Genomic DNA, 15344 nt, shown 5'->3' on the forward strand with positions numbered 1-15344 from the left:
CCATGAAATACATGACTGGCGCAGAGATAAGAGAGAGCTATCTCAAGTTTTTTGAATCGAAGGATCATGTGAGGCTTCCGAGCGCCTCCTTGATCCCCAATGATCCTCAACTGATGTTTACAGTTGCTGGCATGGTGCCGTTCAAACCGATTTTTTGGGGAAAAGTCGAACCGACATACAAAAGAGTTGCGACGTGTCAGAAATGTGTCCGAACCAACGATATCGAGAATGTCGGTAGAACACCGAGACACCAGACCTTTTTCGAAATGCTCGGCAACTTCTCTTTCGGAGATTATTTCAAGCGGGAAGCTATAAAATGGGCCTGGGAGTATGTCACCGAGTATCTCAAGCTTCCTGAAAATCTTCTCTGGGTATCTATTTATCTCGACGATGACGAAGCCTTCAGTATATGGCACGAAGAAGTGGGGATTTCCGAGAGGAAAATCGTCAGACTTGGAAAGGACGACAACTGGTGGGGACCGGCCGGGCCGACCGGACCGTGTGGACCTGACTCGGAGATCTTCATAGATCGTGGAGTGAACGACAACTGTCCCGACCCCGATAACTGCAGTCCGGCCTGTAATTGTGGGCGATTCCTGGAGTTCTGGAATCTTGTCTTCACCGAATACAACCAGGACGAAGAGGGGAACCTGGTTTACCTGGAAAAGAAGAATATTGATACGGGATTCGGTCTTGATAGAGCCGCCTCGATAATGCAAAATGTGAACACAAACTTCGACACCGACATGTTTATACCCATAATCGACAGGATTCAGGATATACTCTCGGTGAAGTACGGTGCACAGAAGGAACGGGACGTCTCTATAAAAGTCATAGCCGACCATGCCCGCTCAATAGCCTTCATGATCTCAGACGGAGTTCTTCCCTCTAACGAAGGGCGTGGATACGTTCTGAGGAGAGTCCTCCGTAGGGCAGTACGTCATGGCTCTCTCCTGGGATACGACAGGCCCTTCCTTTACAGAATAGTGGAAACTGTTGCCTCGCATATGGGAGATATATATCCCGAACTCAGGGAGAGGCTTTCTTTCACCCAGGAAATAACACTGAAGGAAGAAGAGCGGTTCCTTTCCACACTGGAAAACGGAGAGAAGCGACTGAGAACGATGCTTGTCGATAAAAAAGAGTTGACAGGCGAGGAGCTTTTCACCCTTCACGACACTTACGGTTTCCCTCTGGAACTCGTGAAAGAGATGGTAGAAGGCACTGGAGTAAAGCTCGACAGAGAAGGTTATGAAGCCGCTATGGAGAGACAAAGAGAACGTGGCCGCGGAGCCATTGGCAACAGGGAATACCTCGGCGATGTCCAGGTTTACACGGAACTCTTTGAAAAAACCGGAAACAGCGTGTTCACAGGTTACAGAACTATGAGAGACCGATCAGCGGTAATAGGCCTTGTTAATGATGGAATCGAAGTCTTCTCACTTTCGCAGGGTGAGACTGGTGAAGTAGTTTTCTTTCAAACTCCTTTCTATCCCGAGAAAGGAGGGCAAGTTACCGATAAAGGCACTCTCGAGGGAGACGGCTTTATGGCGAGAGTTGAGTATGTTTTCATTCCATATCAAGAGATGATAGTACATAGAGTGACGGTCGAAAGGGGTGTTCTAACTGTCGGTCAGAAGGTTGATCTCGTCGTTGACGACAGCAGAAGACGGGCCATTATGAGAAACCATACGGCTACACACCTGCTTCACGCTTCTCTGAGGAAAGTGCTCGGAGAGCACGTGCATCAATCGGGTTCTCTGGTTCTTCCGGACAGACTAAGGTTCGATTACTCTCACTTTCAGGCTATGAGCGAGGAAGAGATCAAAAGAGTCGAAGATCTGGTCAACGAGCAAATACTTCAAGCCGTGCCGGTAAACACCACAGAAGTTAACTTCACGGAAGTGAAGGAAAAAGATGTGATGGCCCTCTTCGAAGAGAAATATGGAGATAAGGTCAGAGTGGTTACCATCAACGATTTCAGCAAAGAGCTTTGTGGTGGAACTCATGCCGGCAATACAGGTGAAATTGGCCTTTTCAAGATAATATCAGAGACTTCCGTATCTGCTGGAACCAGAAGAATAGAGGCTGTAACAGGTCTGAATTCTCTCCAACTGGTCAGAAGGCTCTTCGATAGAGAAAAGCATTTCCGTGAATTGCTGGAGGTGCCCGAAGAATCTCTTGTCCAGAGACTGCAGAATCTCGTAATCGATTTAAGAGCTAAAGATAAGGAAATAATGCGCCTGAAAGAGCGCCTCCTATCGGGAGATGCCAGTAAGGATGACCTAAGGAAAGAGGTCGAAGGTGTAAGGGTGCTTGTGAGAAGGGTAAAAGGGGCCCCGTCGAACGTCTTGAGAAATAGTGCAGACGTATTGCTCGGAAAGGAAGGTGGTGGAATCGTCATTATCTTCAACGAGGTTGACGACTCCGTGTCCTTCGTGGTAAAGGTTGAAAAGAGCCTCACAGACAGATTCAAAGCCGGCGAGATCGCCGGAAAGATAGCCAGAGAGCTGGGCGGGGGCGGCGGCGGTAAGCCGGAATTCGCACAGGCTGGAGGAAAGGATGTCGGAAAACTCCAGAGAGTTATCAACGGAATCGATGAATATATCCGATGAAAGGTCCGGGGAAAAACTCCCGGACGTTCTTTTTCAGACGTTTGCCGATCCCGAGCGGCTTTCGCTAGATAGTCTTTCGTATGTCGGAGATGCAGTTTACACGCTTTTCTTCAGGCTAAGCACTCTATCGAGAGCTCATAGAAGAGCTGGGGTTCAGCACGACATAGTAAGCGAATACGTAAGCGCCCGGGGCCAACACAGGGCGCTTGAGATATTGATGCCATTGCTGACCAAAGAAGAGAAAAGCCTTGTCAGAAGGGGTTACAACTCCAGGGGGGCCAAGAAACACGGGGATGATGAAGATTACAGAATGGCTACCGCGCTTGAAGCCCTGGTCGGTTATCTTTATCTGAAAGGTGAACTCGGCCATCTCAGAGAATTACTTGAAAGGGTGGTTTAATGTATCTCCACGGAAGAAATGTACTGAAAGAGCTACTCGGTCTGAGAAATAGTAATATAAAAGTGAAAAGAGTCCTCTTCACCGATCAAAAGAATGTCGATAGCCAGCTGGAGCACCTGATAAAAGAGACCAGGGATAAGGGTCTTCGTGTAGAGATCCTTTCACCGGAAAAGTTAACCAACCTGTCTAGGGAGAAAAAGCACCAGGGCGTCGTGATCGAACTGAAGGAGTTTCCATATACCGACGCCGACGCTTTTCTTAATGACTCTAGCCCTTCAAAGAAATCTACACTAGTTCTTCTGGATCAGGTTCAAGATCCGCACAACCTGGGAGCGATAATCAGAACTTCTGTCGCCGCCGGAGTCGATGCCATAGCGATCACAACGAGTAACTCGGCTGAGATTACTCCGGCCGTTGTTAAAGTCTCGGCCGGACTTGTCTTCAAGATTCCGGTAATACCTGTGGGTAATCTTGCCCGGTTCCAGGAGAAACTAAAGGGAAACGGATACTGGATCTACGCGACGGACATGTCCGGTGTGGCCTATTACGAGGTGGAGTACAACGATAAAGTGGCCATGATTTTTGGAAACGAGGGAAAGGGTGTTAGAAGACTGGTGAAAGAGAGGAGTGATCTGCTGGTGTCTATCCCGATGGAAAAGACGGTTGATTCACTCAATGTAGCCGCTTCGGCGGCTATCCTCTTGTTTGACAGAAGACGGCGGATAATTATTGGGGAGAGATCTCAACTGTCAACGACCCCCGGCTAAAGCCGGGAGCTAGTAGCTCAGGTTGACTAGTCTAAGTGTTTCGGACACTGTTACCGGCAAATGTATAGGCACCGTAGGATGCGTTCCCAAGTCTTACGCTCTGCGGTTAGTGGTTAAACAGTTCTGATAGGTAGGGACAGTGCTGCTAACGAGAAACTGTCGGATAACATTGGCGATGGGAGAATTACTCCGTAAGGAGGTGGGCTATATGTTAGTCTACGTTATTAACAGGCACGGGAAACCGCTAATGCCCTGTAAGCCGCAGAAAGCAAGGAAGCTATTGAAAGAACAGAAGTCTAAACCGCTATTATGCGAAAGGAGGGAAGCGTCATTCCTCACCGCGCTGAAGCACGGTGTCTCCTGACGCTGTTTAGATGATCAGGATTCATGAATTACCGGGTGAAGTCGTAAGGAAGATCGCCGCGGGCGAAGTCGTTACCGGTTGCTACTCGGTGTTGAAAGAACTGGTAGAAAACAGCATCGATGCAGGTGCATCGTTTGTAGAGATTGAGATAAGATCCGGTGGAAAAGAGTACATAAAGGTGCGCGACAACGGTACCGGGATGACGCTCGAAGAGGCCAGGCTCTCTTTGAAACCCCACACAACGAGCAAGATCGCGACAATAGAAGATCTCGATTCTCTTTCGACCTTCGGCTTCAGGGGCGAGGCGCTTTCCACCATCGCTTCCGTTTCAAGAATGTTGCTCTCCACTGTGGGTGTTGAGGACACTCTGGGAGTGACACTGGAAGTTACGGCCGGAGAAGTGATCGGAGAAAAATTCTTCAACGGAGCCAGGGGTACCACAGTCGAAGTCTTCGATCTTCTCTTCAACACGCCTGCCAGAAGGAAATTTCTTAAATCTGTCTCTATCGAGGGGCGGATGGTCACCGAGATGATGCAAAGATTCATATTATCCTTTCATAGTGTTGATTTCTTATACATACGCGACGGTCAGAAAGTTTATGACACAAGGGGGCTGACAGGTATCGAAGATCGTGTCTTGATGATCTACCCCGAACTTTCAAGGAGAGACTTACTGCCGTTCAAAGAAGAGACTCGCGAGATGAGAATCGAAGGACTAGTCACACTCCCGGTAAGGACGAAACGCAATAGAATGGGAGAGAACATTTTCGTGAACGGCAGGTATGTGAGGCAGTTCGAACTCAACTACGCCCTCGAGAGAGGGTACGGAGAGGCCTTGGAGAAGGGGAACTTCCCTTTCGCGGTCGTTTTTATTCAGATAGATCCGGTCGAGGTAGATGTCAACATCCACCCGCAGAAACTAGAGGTGAAGTTCGCATCTCCGGCGACGATTCTTGAAGGTCTTAAAAGAGCGGTGAGGTCCGCGATAAGAAATGCCGGGAGTTTCTCTATTGACATTCGTCCTCCATCAATCGGCGGAGAAGAATCTAGGTCAGAAGAGAGAGATGAACCTAAAATTCGTTATAGAGAGAAAGCTTTTCCGACAGATAGAACGGACAGAATGAGTGATGAGGTAAAAGAGCCTTCCTGGAGAAACTACGACAGAAACGAGAGCATACCCGTGAGTTTGGAACGAAGGATTTTCAGACCCTACATCGAATCGAGAAAGGACGAAGCTCTTAAAAAAAGTGTTGAGGACAGAACCGACTTTCTCGGTGTCCTCGGAGAGAGGTACATACTGGTAGAATCGGGGGAAGGACTGTTGATCATCGATCAACACGCCGCCCACGAAAGAATCCTGTACGAAAGATTGAAGGAGAAGATGGTTATAGATTCTCAAAATCTACTCGTACCCGTCGAACTCTCTTTCGAGTCAGAAAGGAAGGAACTTCTCACACTGAAAAGAGAGAGGATAGAACAACTCGGCTTTAATTTCAGGTTCGAGGGTGATAAAATTCTGTTAGTGGCGATACCCCAGTTACTTCCAGTTGAAAGTGCGGCAGAAACTCTCGGGGAAGTGATTGACGAATTACGTCTGGAAGGACTCGAAGAACCGGAAAGGGTCTTCGATAACCTTCTCGCGACGATCGCCTGTAAATCGGCCATAAGAACTGGAGACAAGCTTGACATAGGACAGGCGAGGGAACTTTTCGAAGAGCTTAGGAAAAGGCAGTTGCTCGTCTGTCCCCATGGAAGACCGATATCCATGGTAATAAGACAGGAAGATCTGGACAGGTATTTCTCCAGATAGTTCCTATGACATTGTAACTCCGTATCAAGGGAAACCGGTGAGAATCCGGTACGGTCCCGCCACTGTGAACGGTTACGAAATCCACAAGGTGCCACTGGGAAACCGGGAAGGCGTGGAGATTAGGTTGAGCCGTGAGTCAGGAGACCTGAGCAGAGTTGAGATATCACCATCCTTCCGAGGCAGAAGGATGGTGAAATTCCTTGCAAAAAGGGGAGAGTTTTAATGAAAAAACTGGTTCTGGTGTTATCGGTTCTACTTGCGATCTCTACGGTTATGACCATCGAACTGGTCGATGACCTTGGACGTCTCGTTTCGATCGATAAGACTCCCGGGAGAGTCGTGATCGCCTCTCCTGCGATAACCTACTATCTGGAACTTCTGGACGTCACGCACACCATAGTAGGCGTAACCGATTGGGACTCTTTCGCCCTTTCGAGGGAGGTTACCAAAATAGGAAATCTCACCCCTCTCAACCTCGAAATGGTTCTATCCCTTGAACCTGATCTAGTACTCATCTCTGGGGGCATTCAGGAAGTCGAAGTGGAAAAGCTCGAGAGAATGGGGGTCAATGTGTTCGTGGTAAATCCTAACTCTTTCGAAGATATCTACCGCAATCTTACCGTTCTCGGCAATATCTTCGCGATTCCCGAGCGAGGAAGAAAAGTGGCCACCGATTTCAGAAACGGGGTGCTTGAAGTTGCCAAAGACGTTTACAACGTTCCTCAGGAGGAAAGGCCGAAGGTGATGTACATAATGATCGCCGGTTCTGTGAGTGATATATGGACCTGCGGTACCGGTTCATTTGTGAACCAGGCAATAGCATACGCCGGAGGTGCCAACGTTGCAGCACCTTACAGCGGCAACAACGGGTGGTTCCCCGTTAGCCCGGAATTCGTTCTCAATACGCAGCCGGATGTAATCCTGGTTCCCTACTATTACGAGGGGGGACAGCGCGAAGCTGTAGAGATGATAACGTCCTATAAACCTTTCGCCGAAGTCCCGGCAGTTAAAAATGGGAGGGTATACCCTATCTCAGATTCGCTTACGGCTTACGCCAACCCCAGATTCATAGATCTCGTAAAGACTCTGAAGGAGTATTTTTATTGAAGAAGATACTGCTTTTCATATCGATAGCCGCGGCATCCCTTATTGGGATGCTGTGGTCGTCGAGTTTTGGAACCGTTAAGTACTCGATGGTTGAAGTCTTTCAGATGATTTCTGGAAATCTAACTGGATCGCGTGCGAATATCTACATGAATCTGCGCCTTCCCAGACTTCTCGTTGCCTTTCTCATAGGTTCAGGATTGGCTGTTGGCGGAAACGGTCTGCAGCTAACGTTGAAGAACCCTCTTGCTGATCCGTACATAATAGGCATATCGGCAGGGGCTTCTTTTGGCGCCGTCTTCTCCTTATTCATAAAGGAGATGAGTAGGACTACCATCAATATAGATCTGATGGCCTTTATTTTCGCCGTCTTTTCAGCTTTTTTGACTTACACCATTTCGCGCAGGGGTGGGCGGATTCCTATAACGACCCTTGTGCTGTCTGGCGTGATCGTCTCCTCGCTTTTCAACGCGGCCGTGACCTTCCTGGTGGTTTTCGCATGGCGAAACGTTATAACGCTTCACTTTTGGTCACTCGGTTCACTCTCAGGAGTCACGTGGGGAGATGTTTTAAAGCTGCTACCTGCGACCCTCTTCCAGTACGCCGTGTTCACCGTGATCAGGAGAAAGATGTTGATTCTGGCAACGGGAGAGGAACACGCGATAACGGTTGGGGTAAACCCTGAGAGAATAAAGTTCGTTGTCTTCTTCACGGTTTCGATCGTCTCGGCGATAGCGGTGTCCACGGCCGGATTGATAGGTTTCGTGGGCTTGGTAATTCCACACATTGTGCGACTGGCCTTCGGTACGGACAACAGGCTGAACCTTCCGGCAACGGCGCTGCTGGGTGGCTTTTTTCTTATCGTTTGCGATACCTTCGCCAGGACACTCTTTCAGCCAACCGAATTGCCAATCGGGGCCGTTACGGCTCTTGTGGGCGCTCCCGTTTTCATCTACCTTCTCAGGAGTAAAGAAGTGGTCAGGAATGGATGATGTCATAACTATAAGGGATCTCCACTTCAGCTACTCGAGAGAAGAGGTTTTAAGAGGCATAAATCTCACCCTTAAACAGGGCGAAGTGCTCGGTATTCTCGGGCCCAATGGAAGCGGGAAATCTACTTTGATGAGCATTATATGCGGGATTCAAAAAAACTGGAGCGGATCGATAGAGATAATGGGAAGTCCTCTAAAAGACTATACGGGTAAAAGATTGGCCAGAATACTTTCTTACATACCCCAGAGTTTCGATCCTTCCTTCGATCTGAAGGTGGAGACGATAGTCTCTTTCGGTAGGAACCCATATCTCAAAGGACTGTCCGGTCCTGGAGCCAAGGACTACGAAATCATAGACGAAGTCATGGAACTTACCGAGATATACGGGTTCAAAGACCGCTTCTTCAGTACACTGAGCGGCGGAGAAAAACAGAGAGTGGTCATTGCCAAAGCGCTCGCCCAGGAGGGAAGAATACTCCTCATGGACGAGTTCACCTCGCATCTCGATCCCGGACATTCAAGAAAAGTTGGCAAGATTGCCACCGATCTCGTTCGTGCCAAAGGTCTGAGTGCCATGGCCGTCTTTCACGATCTAAACCAGGCTATAGAGATGTCTGACAGACTGGTTTTCATGAAAGAGGGAAAGATCGAGGCACTTGGTGAAGTCTGGGAAACGGTGAACCCCGATGTAATATGGAAGGTTTATGGTCTCAGAGCCCAGATAATAACAAATCCCATTACGGAATTGCCACTGGTGGTTTTCTACGATTGATCGAGCGGGTTGGTAAGGTCGAAGGCTTCACCACCGGTTATCCTCACAAGATCTTCAAAAGTGGTCTCCACGGCCGAGCCCGAAGTTCCTGCAGAAGGATAGACTTTGTCGTATTCTCTCAACCATTCGTCAATCAGAACCTTCACTCCGTTAAGACCGAAGGGGCACACCCCGCCAGGTAAGAATCCGGTTAAGGATTCCGTCTCATCGGCGCTAGCAAGGCGTGGTTTCTCACCAGTCACTTTCTTCAATTTCGAGGAGGAGACTTTACGATCACCCGGACAGACAACTAGAAAGGCTCCGTTTTTCTTGCAAACAAAAAGGATCGACTTCGCGATCTGACCAACCGCAACGCCGAGCATACCGGCAGCGGTTACGGCCGTAGGTGTGGAACCGTCGGGGAATTCGCGGTACTTCAGTCCGTGCCTCTCCAAAACCCTTAGGACTTTTTCGGAAATCATTTCTCTCCCCCTTTTTTGCACGGCCTTAACAAAGGCAATGTCTGGATTCGCTAGAGTGAGATACACCGTTGCTGCTCGATCATTTTATCTTCCCATATCGTTTATTATAACCGCTTTTGCCAGCTCATGTGCCAACGAGGTGAAATCTTTTCCTTCGATGTTGCTCAGTACGACGACGAAAATGTCATCTTCCACGTACCGGCTTATTCTGGTAGAAGTTCCCTTGGTGTCGCCATCGTGATAGACCAGTCGCCTGTACTGTCCGGCGATGAACTCCGTTCCCACAAAAACACCATAGCCGGCTTCGTGAAGCTGGCTTGTAGGTGTTTCCATGATCTTCACCGACTCTTTGGACAGTATATTCGTGCCGTACAGAGCCCTGTCCCAGAGATATAGATCGTAAACCGTTGAATAGAGGCCACCAGCTCCTCCGGGCAGTTTTCTATCCACCCAGTCGGCCTCTCTGATAAACTCATCGTCGATAACATACGACTGGCAGTAATACGGCCGGGCCCATCCCGAGTCGTACTCGTTGAAATCATAGCCAGTGTTGTTCATACCGAGGGGCTTAAAGATATTTTCCCTCAAATATTCATCATAGGGCATTCCGCTTACTTTTTCTATAATTACCCCCAGAAGGAAGTAAGCACTGTTACTGTACAGGAAGGATGTTCCTGGTTCGAACCTGAGTGGAAGCGTGGAGATGTATTCGATTTCCGCGCTTTGAAGAGATTTGTCGTTTTCGTAAACACGTATATTTTCCAGTAATTCCTCGCTATTTATCATGGTTGGAATCCCCGAAGAGTGATTCAACATGTATTTAAGTAAAATCTTCTCTCCGTTCGGGAAGCCCTCCAGATACATTGACAGAGGATCGTCGAGTGTAAGCTCGCCTCTTTCGACGAGTTGCAAAATCGCCACGGCGGTGATCTGTTTCGTTATAGAGGCTATCCTGAACTTCTTTTCTGGAGTATTGGGGATATTTCTTTCAACGTCGGCCATTCCGTAACCGGCCGCATGAAGTATAGCATCGCCCCGGGCCACAAGAATCGCTCCCCAAAATCCTTCGAAATCAACGACTCTCTGAATGACTTCATTAAGGGGGTTAGCCAGGATCATTGAAGAGAAAAGTACAACGATACAGATAAACGCAATTTTTCTCATTTCCGCTTCCTTTCAATCATGTTATCCTTTTTGGTCGGCTTCACCAGAGCTTTCGCCGGATTTTTTCCAGTTGAGATAAGATATCTGAAACATCGGTTTTCCTGAGATTTTTCGCTGCGATTTCAAGCTTTGAGCCAAGTTCAGATATCTCTTCTACCCCGTACATTCTGCCAGATCCCTTGAGGCTGTGTCCCTCACGTGCCAGAGATTCGAGATCTCCCCTTTGAAGTAGCGAGCGGATCAACTCGATTGTTTTTCCAATATGTTTTCCGTACTCCTCGAACATATCTGAGGCCTCTTCGAGTGTCAACCCCATCTCTTTGGCGAATATCTCTATCTTCTCTTCGGAAGGATTTCTATTACCTCCACCGTCGGCAATATTCAAAGTCAAAATTTCACGTTTTTTTCCGGTCTTGCCGTATATTCCGGTGTAATACCTCACAGTTTCGAGAAGATCGGTTTGTTTTACCGGTTTGCCAAGGAAGCCGTCACAACCTGCCGAAATCGATCTCTCTTCGTCTCCCTGCATCGTATGGGCCGTTAGGGCGACGATAGGCATCTTGTAACCTTCGTCCCTCAAAATTCTAGTGGCCTCGTAACCGTCCATTACGGGCATCTGCATGTCCATCAGAATAAGCGCATACCTCTCGCGCCTAACCAGTTCTGTAGCTTCGAGACCGTTGCTGGCGATATTCACCAGATATCCAGCCTTTTCCAGAATCTTTTTTATGAGTAACTGGTTGGCCTCGTTATCCTCTACGACTAGAACTCTGGTTTCTTCAATACCGACCGGTGTGAAATCGATATATTCATGGATCTTTCCGATCAGCTCTTCCTCCTTAACCGGTTTCTGGATAACCTCCTGTACCCACTCTCCGACTTCCATTTCTCCACCTGAGGAAGATATCACACCGATAACAACAGACCCGCCGAGCTCTTCCAGTGCTTCAAAAACCTCAGATTTCTCCGTGGGCATATCCATTATCACCAGAGAGGCCCCGAACTCTCTTATAGCCCTGGCCGTGTCTTTGAGATTCTTGATAACTTCGAACTGTATCCCGTTCCTTTTTAGCATCGCTCCGACTATAGTCGAAAAATCCTCGCTGGGCGATGCCAGAATTATCTTGCCGGATTTTACCTGTTCAGGTCTAACCTTCTCTTTAGGTGCCTCCTTCGATAAAGGTGAAGGAATTTTGACAGTCACTTTAGAGCCTTCATTGATTTTGCTCTCGAACCTTATGACCCCGTTCATGAGCTCAACTATTCTTTTGGTAATCGTGAGACCAAGACCTGTGCCTCCGAACTTTCTAGACATCGTACCATCGGCCTGTGTGAAGGGCTCGAAGATCTTGTCTATCTGATCGGCCGAGACCCCGGTTCCAGTATCCTGTACAACATACGTCAGGTTTGAAGCGTCATAATTGACGATTATGGATACATAGCCTTGATTGGTGAATTTCAAACCATTGGAAACCAGATTGGTAAGTACCTGACGTACCCTGAATTCGTCCCCGTCCACAAAATCCGGTACATTTTCAGTTAAGCTGTAAGCGAGATGGAGTCCTTTAGAGTAGGCCATAGGCAAATACGTTTCGACTATCTCTTTCACCAGTTTCGAGGGATTGTATGGAGCTATGAAAAGTTCCAGCCTAGCCGCTTCTATCTTCGAGAGGTCCAGAACATCGTTTATCAGGCTTAGAAGATGTTCACCGCTCCTGTAAATGGTTTTAAGGTATTTCAATCTCTCAAGACTGCCTTCATCGCTCATCAGCAGTTCGGTAAAACCAAGTATCGCATTCATTGGCGTCCTCATTTCATGGGACATGTTGGCGAGAAACTCCGATTTCATCTTGCTGGCCTGCTGGGCTTCTCTGGATACCTTTCTGAGTAATTCGTTGGAATTTTTAAGTCTGTCGAGGGTTCTCTCTATGAATACCATCGTGTCGTTGAGACCGGAAGCTATCTCGCCTAATTCATCATCTGATTTCAAGGTTACCCTCGAGAAAGAACCCTTTTTGATCGACTCGAAACCCTTAAGAAGCTCTGAGAGGGCCCTAGATATGTAAGAATTTAAGGATAAAGAGAGCAAGAAAGAAAATGCGAAGACCCCTGCAACAACGAGAATTAGAATCGGTAGAACTCTGTTTTTAAGAAGTACGAGCAATCCCTCCGACTGGAGGACATATATAGTGGCACCGCCAATGGAAACCTTATCGACTAGAAAGAGCGAGCCGGAATTCAAGAAACTGAAGGCCGGACGCACCTCGCTGACAGTGAAAGGAATCTCTTTAGACCAGTTCTCTTCATCGAGAACGGTTCTAACATACAGACCTGAATCGGAAAACTCCTTCGGAATAACGAAGTGTTCTTCCATGAGCAGAAAGGCTATCGCATCCTGACCAAGAAAACTCGAGAGGCTTTCTATCTCGGCGTTGTCAAAAGTTATACCGATGATGTATTGGATATCGTCACTGACCATTGTGGAGTAATAAATAAGCTGATTGTTGAACATCTTGAATCCGTTTCCCGCACTCGCCATATCGTTCAAAGAATCCTGCAGGAGTCCCGGCCTATTGCGGAGGATAACCACGCTTTCGCCCTTTTCAATCAACAGGTCAACAGCGTTGTCTATGTAATTATCCATTGAGTATCTATCCACATAAGATTTGAAATCGCGTCTCAAGTCTATAAACCATCTATAAACCGACTGTTTTTTGGATTCTAGATAGCTCGTATATTCATCGGTGGCGGCTTTGACAAATATCACCGAGAGGAGAACTATAAGAACAACCAGAACCGCCAGAACAAAAACAAAAAACTGCAGGGATATCTTTCTGCTTAATCTTTTCATGGTCCCTCCAACCTGAAAAGAAGCGTCTACTCCGAATTCTTTATGAGATCAATGAACGCTCTTTTGCCCGGCATCGAACTCCCAAGATACACTTCCAGATGGATGTTTCAGAGTTAAACTGTACCGGCTCCCTGTATCTATGTAAGCGGATAAAGCCAGTATAAGTCTTCCTGAACTTACCACGATGAGAGGATTATATCTAACGGTTTGTACGATTAAACCCTCGCCAATCAAAAAAAGATCGGCCCACGAGTCTTCGACCGGCTGTCCACGCTTGCATTTACCGCTCACTGATATGTATTCAAAATCGACCCGACTCAGTTCTGGCGGTAGCTTGAAGATCATCAGGCCTATCAAGTTTTCAATTCCAATTTCCAATCCATTCAACGCGGAGAGCGGGATAACCGTGACAGAAACCTGAAAACCTGTCGAAGTGATGATCCTCTCTAGAGACGGATCCGTATCCAACGAAAGAATATAATCGACAAAAACTACGCCGAAAATGTTTGTGATAAGTACTATAAAAAGAGCTACTGTCGAGATTCTCTTCATGAATACCTCCGCAAATTCCGAAAGGTATCGTAGAGTATTACCCCTCCGGGGTCATATAGATTATATTATCTTTCGAATCATTCTCACAATCCAAATGCAACTTGTGAGTTTCCAGTCAAGTAAACTCGTAGTTACCCACTAAATTACTAGTCAGTCTGCAATCAGTTGATTTTATCTCTGGCTCCTATTAAGAAAGGCTGTTGGTTGCTGTGTAGTAGTTGGTAAAAGCACAAGAGAAAGAGTTCTTAGAGAGTCCGCTCACGAGAAGGCAAGAATTCTCGGTGAATACCGAAATCGGGTGATTTTAACTGTATAATATTACTGATGTTTTTTGTTTGGGGGAAGCTATGGAAACGATTAAGGTTTATATTGTGGACAATGGCTCTGCGGAGTTAAACTCGGTCTTCAGAAAGATCTCCAAGATCAAAGGAAACATTCATGTCGCCCTTTTGACTGAGGAGCCGGTAAATAAAAACAATCTTCAGATCGATCGTTGCGAAAGGTTGAACAACCTTCTCAAGACGAAGTACGAGGGTTTTTCGAACCTCATCGAAGATCTCATCTTTCTTGTGAAACTGGACGATCCAGTTAATCCGGGAAAGATAGTCGAAATTAACAACAGGGTTGTTGAAAAACTTGGCTACTCTTATGAAACGCTTTTAGGTAAGAACTTTTATTCGCTGATGAGTGATCCCGACAGTTATTTTGGCACAATAAGGGCCGATCTTATGTTGAAAGGAAGATGCAATTTCAATTCATCTCTGATAGGCAACAATGGCTCGGTTTTGCCCGTAGAAATTTGGATGAAGGTGCTGGATCTTCAGGGAGATATAGTTACCATGGTTGTCGCCAGAGATCAGAGTTCTTATGAAAAGATACAGGCTGAGCTGCGGTGGCGGCTCGAATTCGAAAAGGTGATATCAAATGTATCGGGAATTCTAAAGAACTACGAAGATATAGATAGGGCTATCGATAAAGCACTCGCAGAGCTTTGTCGTTTGACCGGGGCCGACAGATCTTACGTATTTCTCTTCGATAACGAATCAGATTTCATGAGTAACACTCATGAATGGTGCCGAGAAGGCGTCGAATCGGAGAAAGAGGCCCTTCAGAAACTTCCTTTAAGCGATTACCCCTGGTGGATGAAAGAGCTTCAAAAGGGTGAGGTTATGAACATAATAGTAGATGAACTTCCTGAGGATGCGAAGCCGGAAGCGGAGATTATGAGAAGGCGTAAAATACAGTCTCTGGTGGTGGTTCCGATCTTCACCAGGCAGAAACTGGTAGGTTTCGCCGGTTTAGACAGCCTGGAAGGCTACTTCAAATGGAACGAAGCCGATATAGAGCTTCTGAAGGTCTTCGTGTCTCTTATATCGGAAGTTGTAGGCTTTTCGCTTTTGACCTGAGATAAAACCTCCCTAATAAGAAAATCAATAGCCTCTGTACCCATTCAAAGGACATTAACCCCGAATGGAAAGCACCGTATCCAATA

The 15344-nt window shown here is 47.1% G+C and carries 13 protein-coding genes and 1 riboswitch; of the genes, 9 read left to right on the forward strand and 4 right to left on the reverse strand.

Annotated elements, in window-relative coordinates:
- Positions 1-2: 2 nt before the first annotated feature.
- The 8 genes from alaS to MESINF_RS09565 all read left to right on the forward strand — a co-directional run bounded on the left by alaS (position 3) and on the right by MESINF_RS09565 (position 8824).
- Entirely contained in the window at positions 3-2615 is a 2613-nt protein-coding gene (gene alaS / locus MESINF_RS09530; protein ID WP_169699605.1) for an alanine--tRNA ligase, read from the forward strand.
- On the forward strand, positions 2563-3015 hold the full coding sequence (locus MESINF_RS09535; protein ID WP_231936712.1) for a Mini-ribonuclease 3: 453 nt from the start codon (positions 2563-2565) through the stop codon (positions 3013-3015). Before alaS ends, MESINF_RS09535 begins: the two co-directional genes overlap by 53 nt.
- Positions 3015-3782, forward strand: a complete 768-nt coding sequence (gene rlmB / locus MESINF_RS09540) for a 23S rRNA (guanosine(2251)-2'-O)-methyltransferase RlmB (protein ID WP_169699606.1) — start codon at positions 3015-3017, stop codon at positions 3780-3782. The genes MESINF_RS09535 and rlmB overlap by 1 nt, the downstream gene beginning before the upstream one ends.
- Before the next feature lie 208 nt (positions 3783-3990).
- Positions 3991-4146 carry an RRXRR domain-containing protein gene (locus MESINF_RS09545; protein ID WP_169699607.1) on the forward strand — a complete coding sequence of 52 codons (156 nt, stop codon included), beginning with the start codon at positions 3991-3993 and terminating at the stop codon, positions 4144-4146.
- A 10-nt stretch (positions 4147-4156) separates the two neighbouring features.
- On the forward strand, positions 4157-5956 hold the full coding sequence (gene mutL / locus MESINF_RS09550; protein ID WP_231936713.1) for a DNA mismatch repair endonuclease MutL: 1800 nt from the start codon (positions 4157-4159) through the stop codon (positions 5954-5956).
- A gap of 2 nt (positions 5957-5958) precedes the next feature.
- A riboswitch (cobalamin riboswitch) is annotated at positions 5959-6125 on the forward strand.
- A 53-nt stretch (positions 6126-6178) separates the two neighbouring features.
- On the forward strand, positions 6179-7063 hold the full coding sequence (locus MESINF_RS09555) for an ABC transporter substrate-binding protein (protein WP_231936714.1): 885 nt from the start codon (positions 6179-6181) through the stop codon (positions 7061-7063).
- Positions 7060-8052, forward strand: coding sequence for a FecCD family ABC transporter permease (locus tag MESINF_RS09560; protein ID WP_169699608.1), 993 nt, complete (start codon positions 7060-7062; stop codon positions 8050-8052). The genes MESINF_RS09555 and MESINF_RS09560 overlap by 4 nt, the downstream gene beginning before the upstream one ends.
- Entirely contained in the window at positions 8045-8824 is a 780-nt protein-coding gene (locus MESINF_RS09565) for an ABC transporter ATP-binding protein (RefSeq protein ID WP_169699609.1), read from the forward strand. The genes MESINF_RS09560 and MESINF_RS09565 overlap by 8 nt, the downstream gene beginning before the upstream one ends.
- Here the strand turns inward: MESINF_RS09565 and MESINF_RS09570 are convergent.
- From MESINF_RS09570 to MESINF_RS09585, 4 genes are all read right to left on the reverse strand, one after another.
- On the reverse strand, positions 8815-9285 hold the full coding sequence (locus MESINF_RS09570) for a YbaK/EbsC family protein (protein ID WP_169699610.1): 471 nt from the start codon (positions 9283-9285) through the stop codon (positions 8815-8817). The genes MESINF_RS09565 and MESINF_RS09570 overlap by 10 nt on opposite strands.
- 84 nt (positions 9286-9369) lie before the next feature.
- A complete protein-coding gene (locus tag MESINF_RS09575) occupies positions 9370-10449 on the reverse strand; it encodes a serine hydrolase domain-containing protein (RefSeq protein WP_169699611.1) in 1080 nt (359 codons plus the stop codon).
- Between the two features lie 40 nt (positions 10450-10489).
- Positions 10490-13300 (reverse strand): response regulator, encoded by a 2811-nt coding sequence (locus MESINF_RS09580; protein WP_169699612.1) that lies wholly within the window; start codon positions 13298-13300, stop codon positions 10490-10492.
- Positions 13301-13348: 48 nt separating this feature from the next.
- A complete protein-coding gene (locus tag MESINF_RS09585; protein WP_169699613.1) occupies positions 13349-13852 on the reverse strand; it encodes a hypothetical protein in 504 nt (167 codons plus the stop codon).
- A gap of 347 nt (positions 13853-14199) precedes the next feature.
- Here MESINF_RS09585 and MESINF_RS09590 point away from each other — a divergent pair, with 347 nt between their 5' ends.
- Positions 14200-15258: a GAF domain-containing protein gene (locus MESINF_RS09590; RefSeq protein WP_169699614.1), complete on the forward strand. Its 1059-nt coding sequence runs from the start codon at positions 14200-14202 to the stop codon at positions 15256-15258.
- Positions 15259-15344: the final 86 nt, after the last annotated feature.

Origin of the sequence: Mesotoga infera (genome assembly GCF_900157305.1) — a bacterium.
Classification (GTDB): Bacteria; Thermotogota; Thermotogae; order Petrotogales; family Kosmotogaceae; genus Mesotoga; species Mesotoga infera.

Bases quoted from the DNA above. Each gene is read 5' to 3' on its own strand.
- alaS (WP_169699605.1), top strand. From the start codon at position 3: ATGAAATACATGACTGGCGCAGAGATAAGAGAGAGCTATCTCAAGTTT.
- MESINF_RS09535 (WP_231936712.1), top strand. From the start codon at position 2,563: ATGTCGGAAAACTCCAGAGAGTTATCAACGGAATCGATGAATATATCC.
- rlmB (WP_169699606.1), top strand. From the start codon at position 3,015: ATGTATCTCCACGGAAGAAATGTACTGAAAGAGCTACTCGGTCTGAGA.
- MESINF_RS09545 (WP_169699607.1), top strand. From the start codon at position 3,991: ATGTTAGTCTACGTTATTAACAGGCACGGGAAACCGCTAATGCCCTGT.
- mutL (WP_231936713.1), top strand. From the start codon at position 4,157: ATGATCAGGATTCATGAATTACCGGGTGAAGTCGTAAGGAAGATCGCC.
- MESINF_RS09555 (WP_231936714.1), top strand. From the start codon at position 6,179: ATGAAAAAACTGGTTCTGGTGTTATCGGTTCTACTTGCGATCTCTACG.
- MESINF_RS09565 (WP_169699609.1), top strand. From the start codon at position 8,045: ATGGATGATGTCATAACTATAAGGGATCTCCACTTCAGCTACTCGAGA.
- MESINF_RS09570 (WP_169699610.1), bottom strand. From the start codon at position 9,285: ATGATTTCCGAAAAAGTCCTAAGGGTTTTGGAGAGGCACGGACTGAAG.
- MESINF_RS09575 (WP_169699611.1), bottom strand. From the start codon at position 10,449: ATGAGAAAAATTGCGTTTATCTGTATCGTTGTACTTTTCTCTTCAATG.
- MESINF_RS09580 (WP_169699612.1), bottom strand. From the start codon at position 13,300: ATGAAAAGATTAAGCAGAAAGATATCCCTGCAGTTTTTTGTTTTTGTT.
- MESINF_RS09585 (WP_169699613.1), bottom strand. From the start codon at position 13,852: ATGAAGAGAATCTCGACAGTAGCTCTTTTTATAGTACTTATCACAAAC.
- MESINF_RS09590 (WP_169699614.1), top strand. From the start codon at position 14,200: ATGGAAACGATTAAGGTTTATATTGTGGACAATGGCTCTGCGGAGTTA.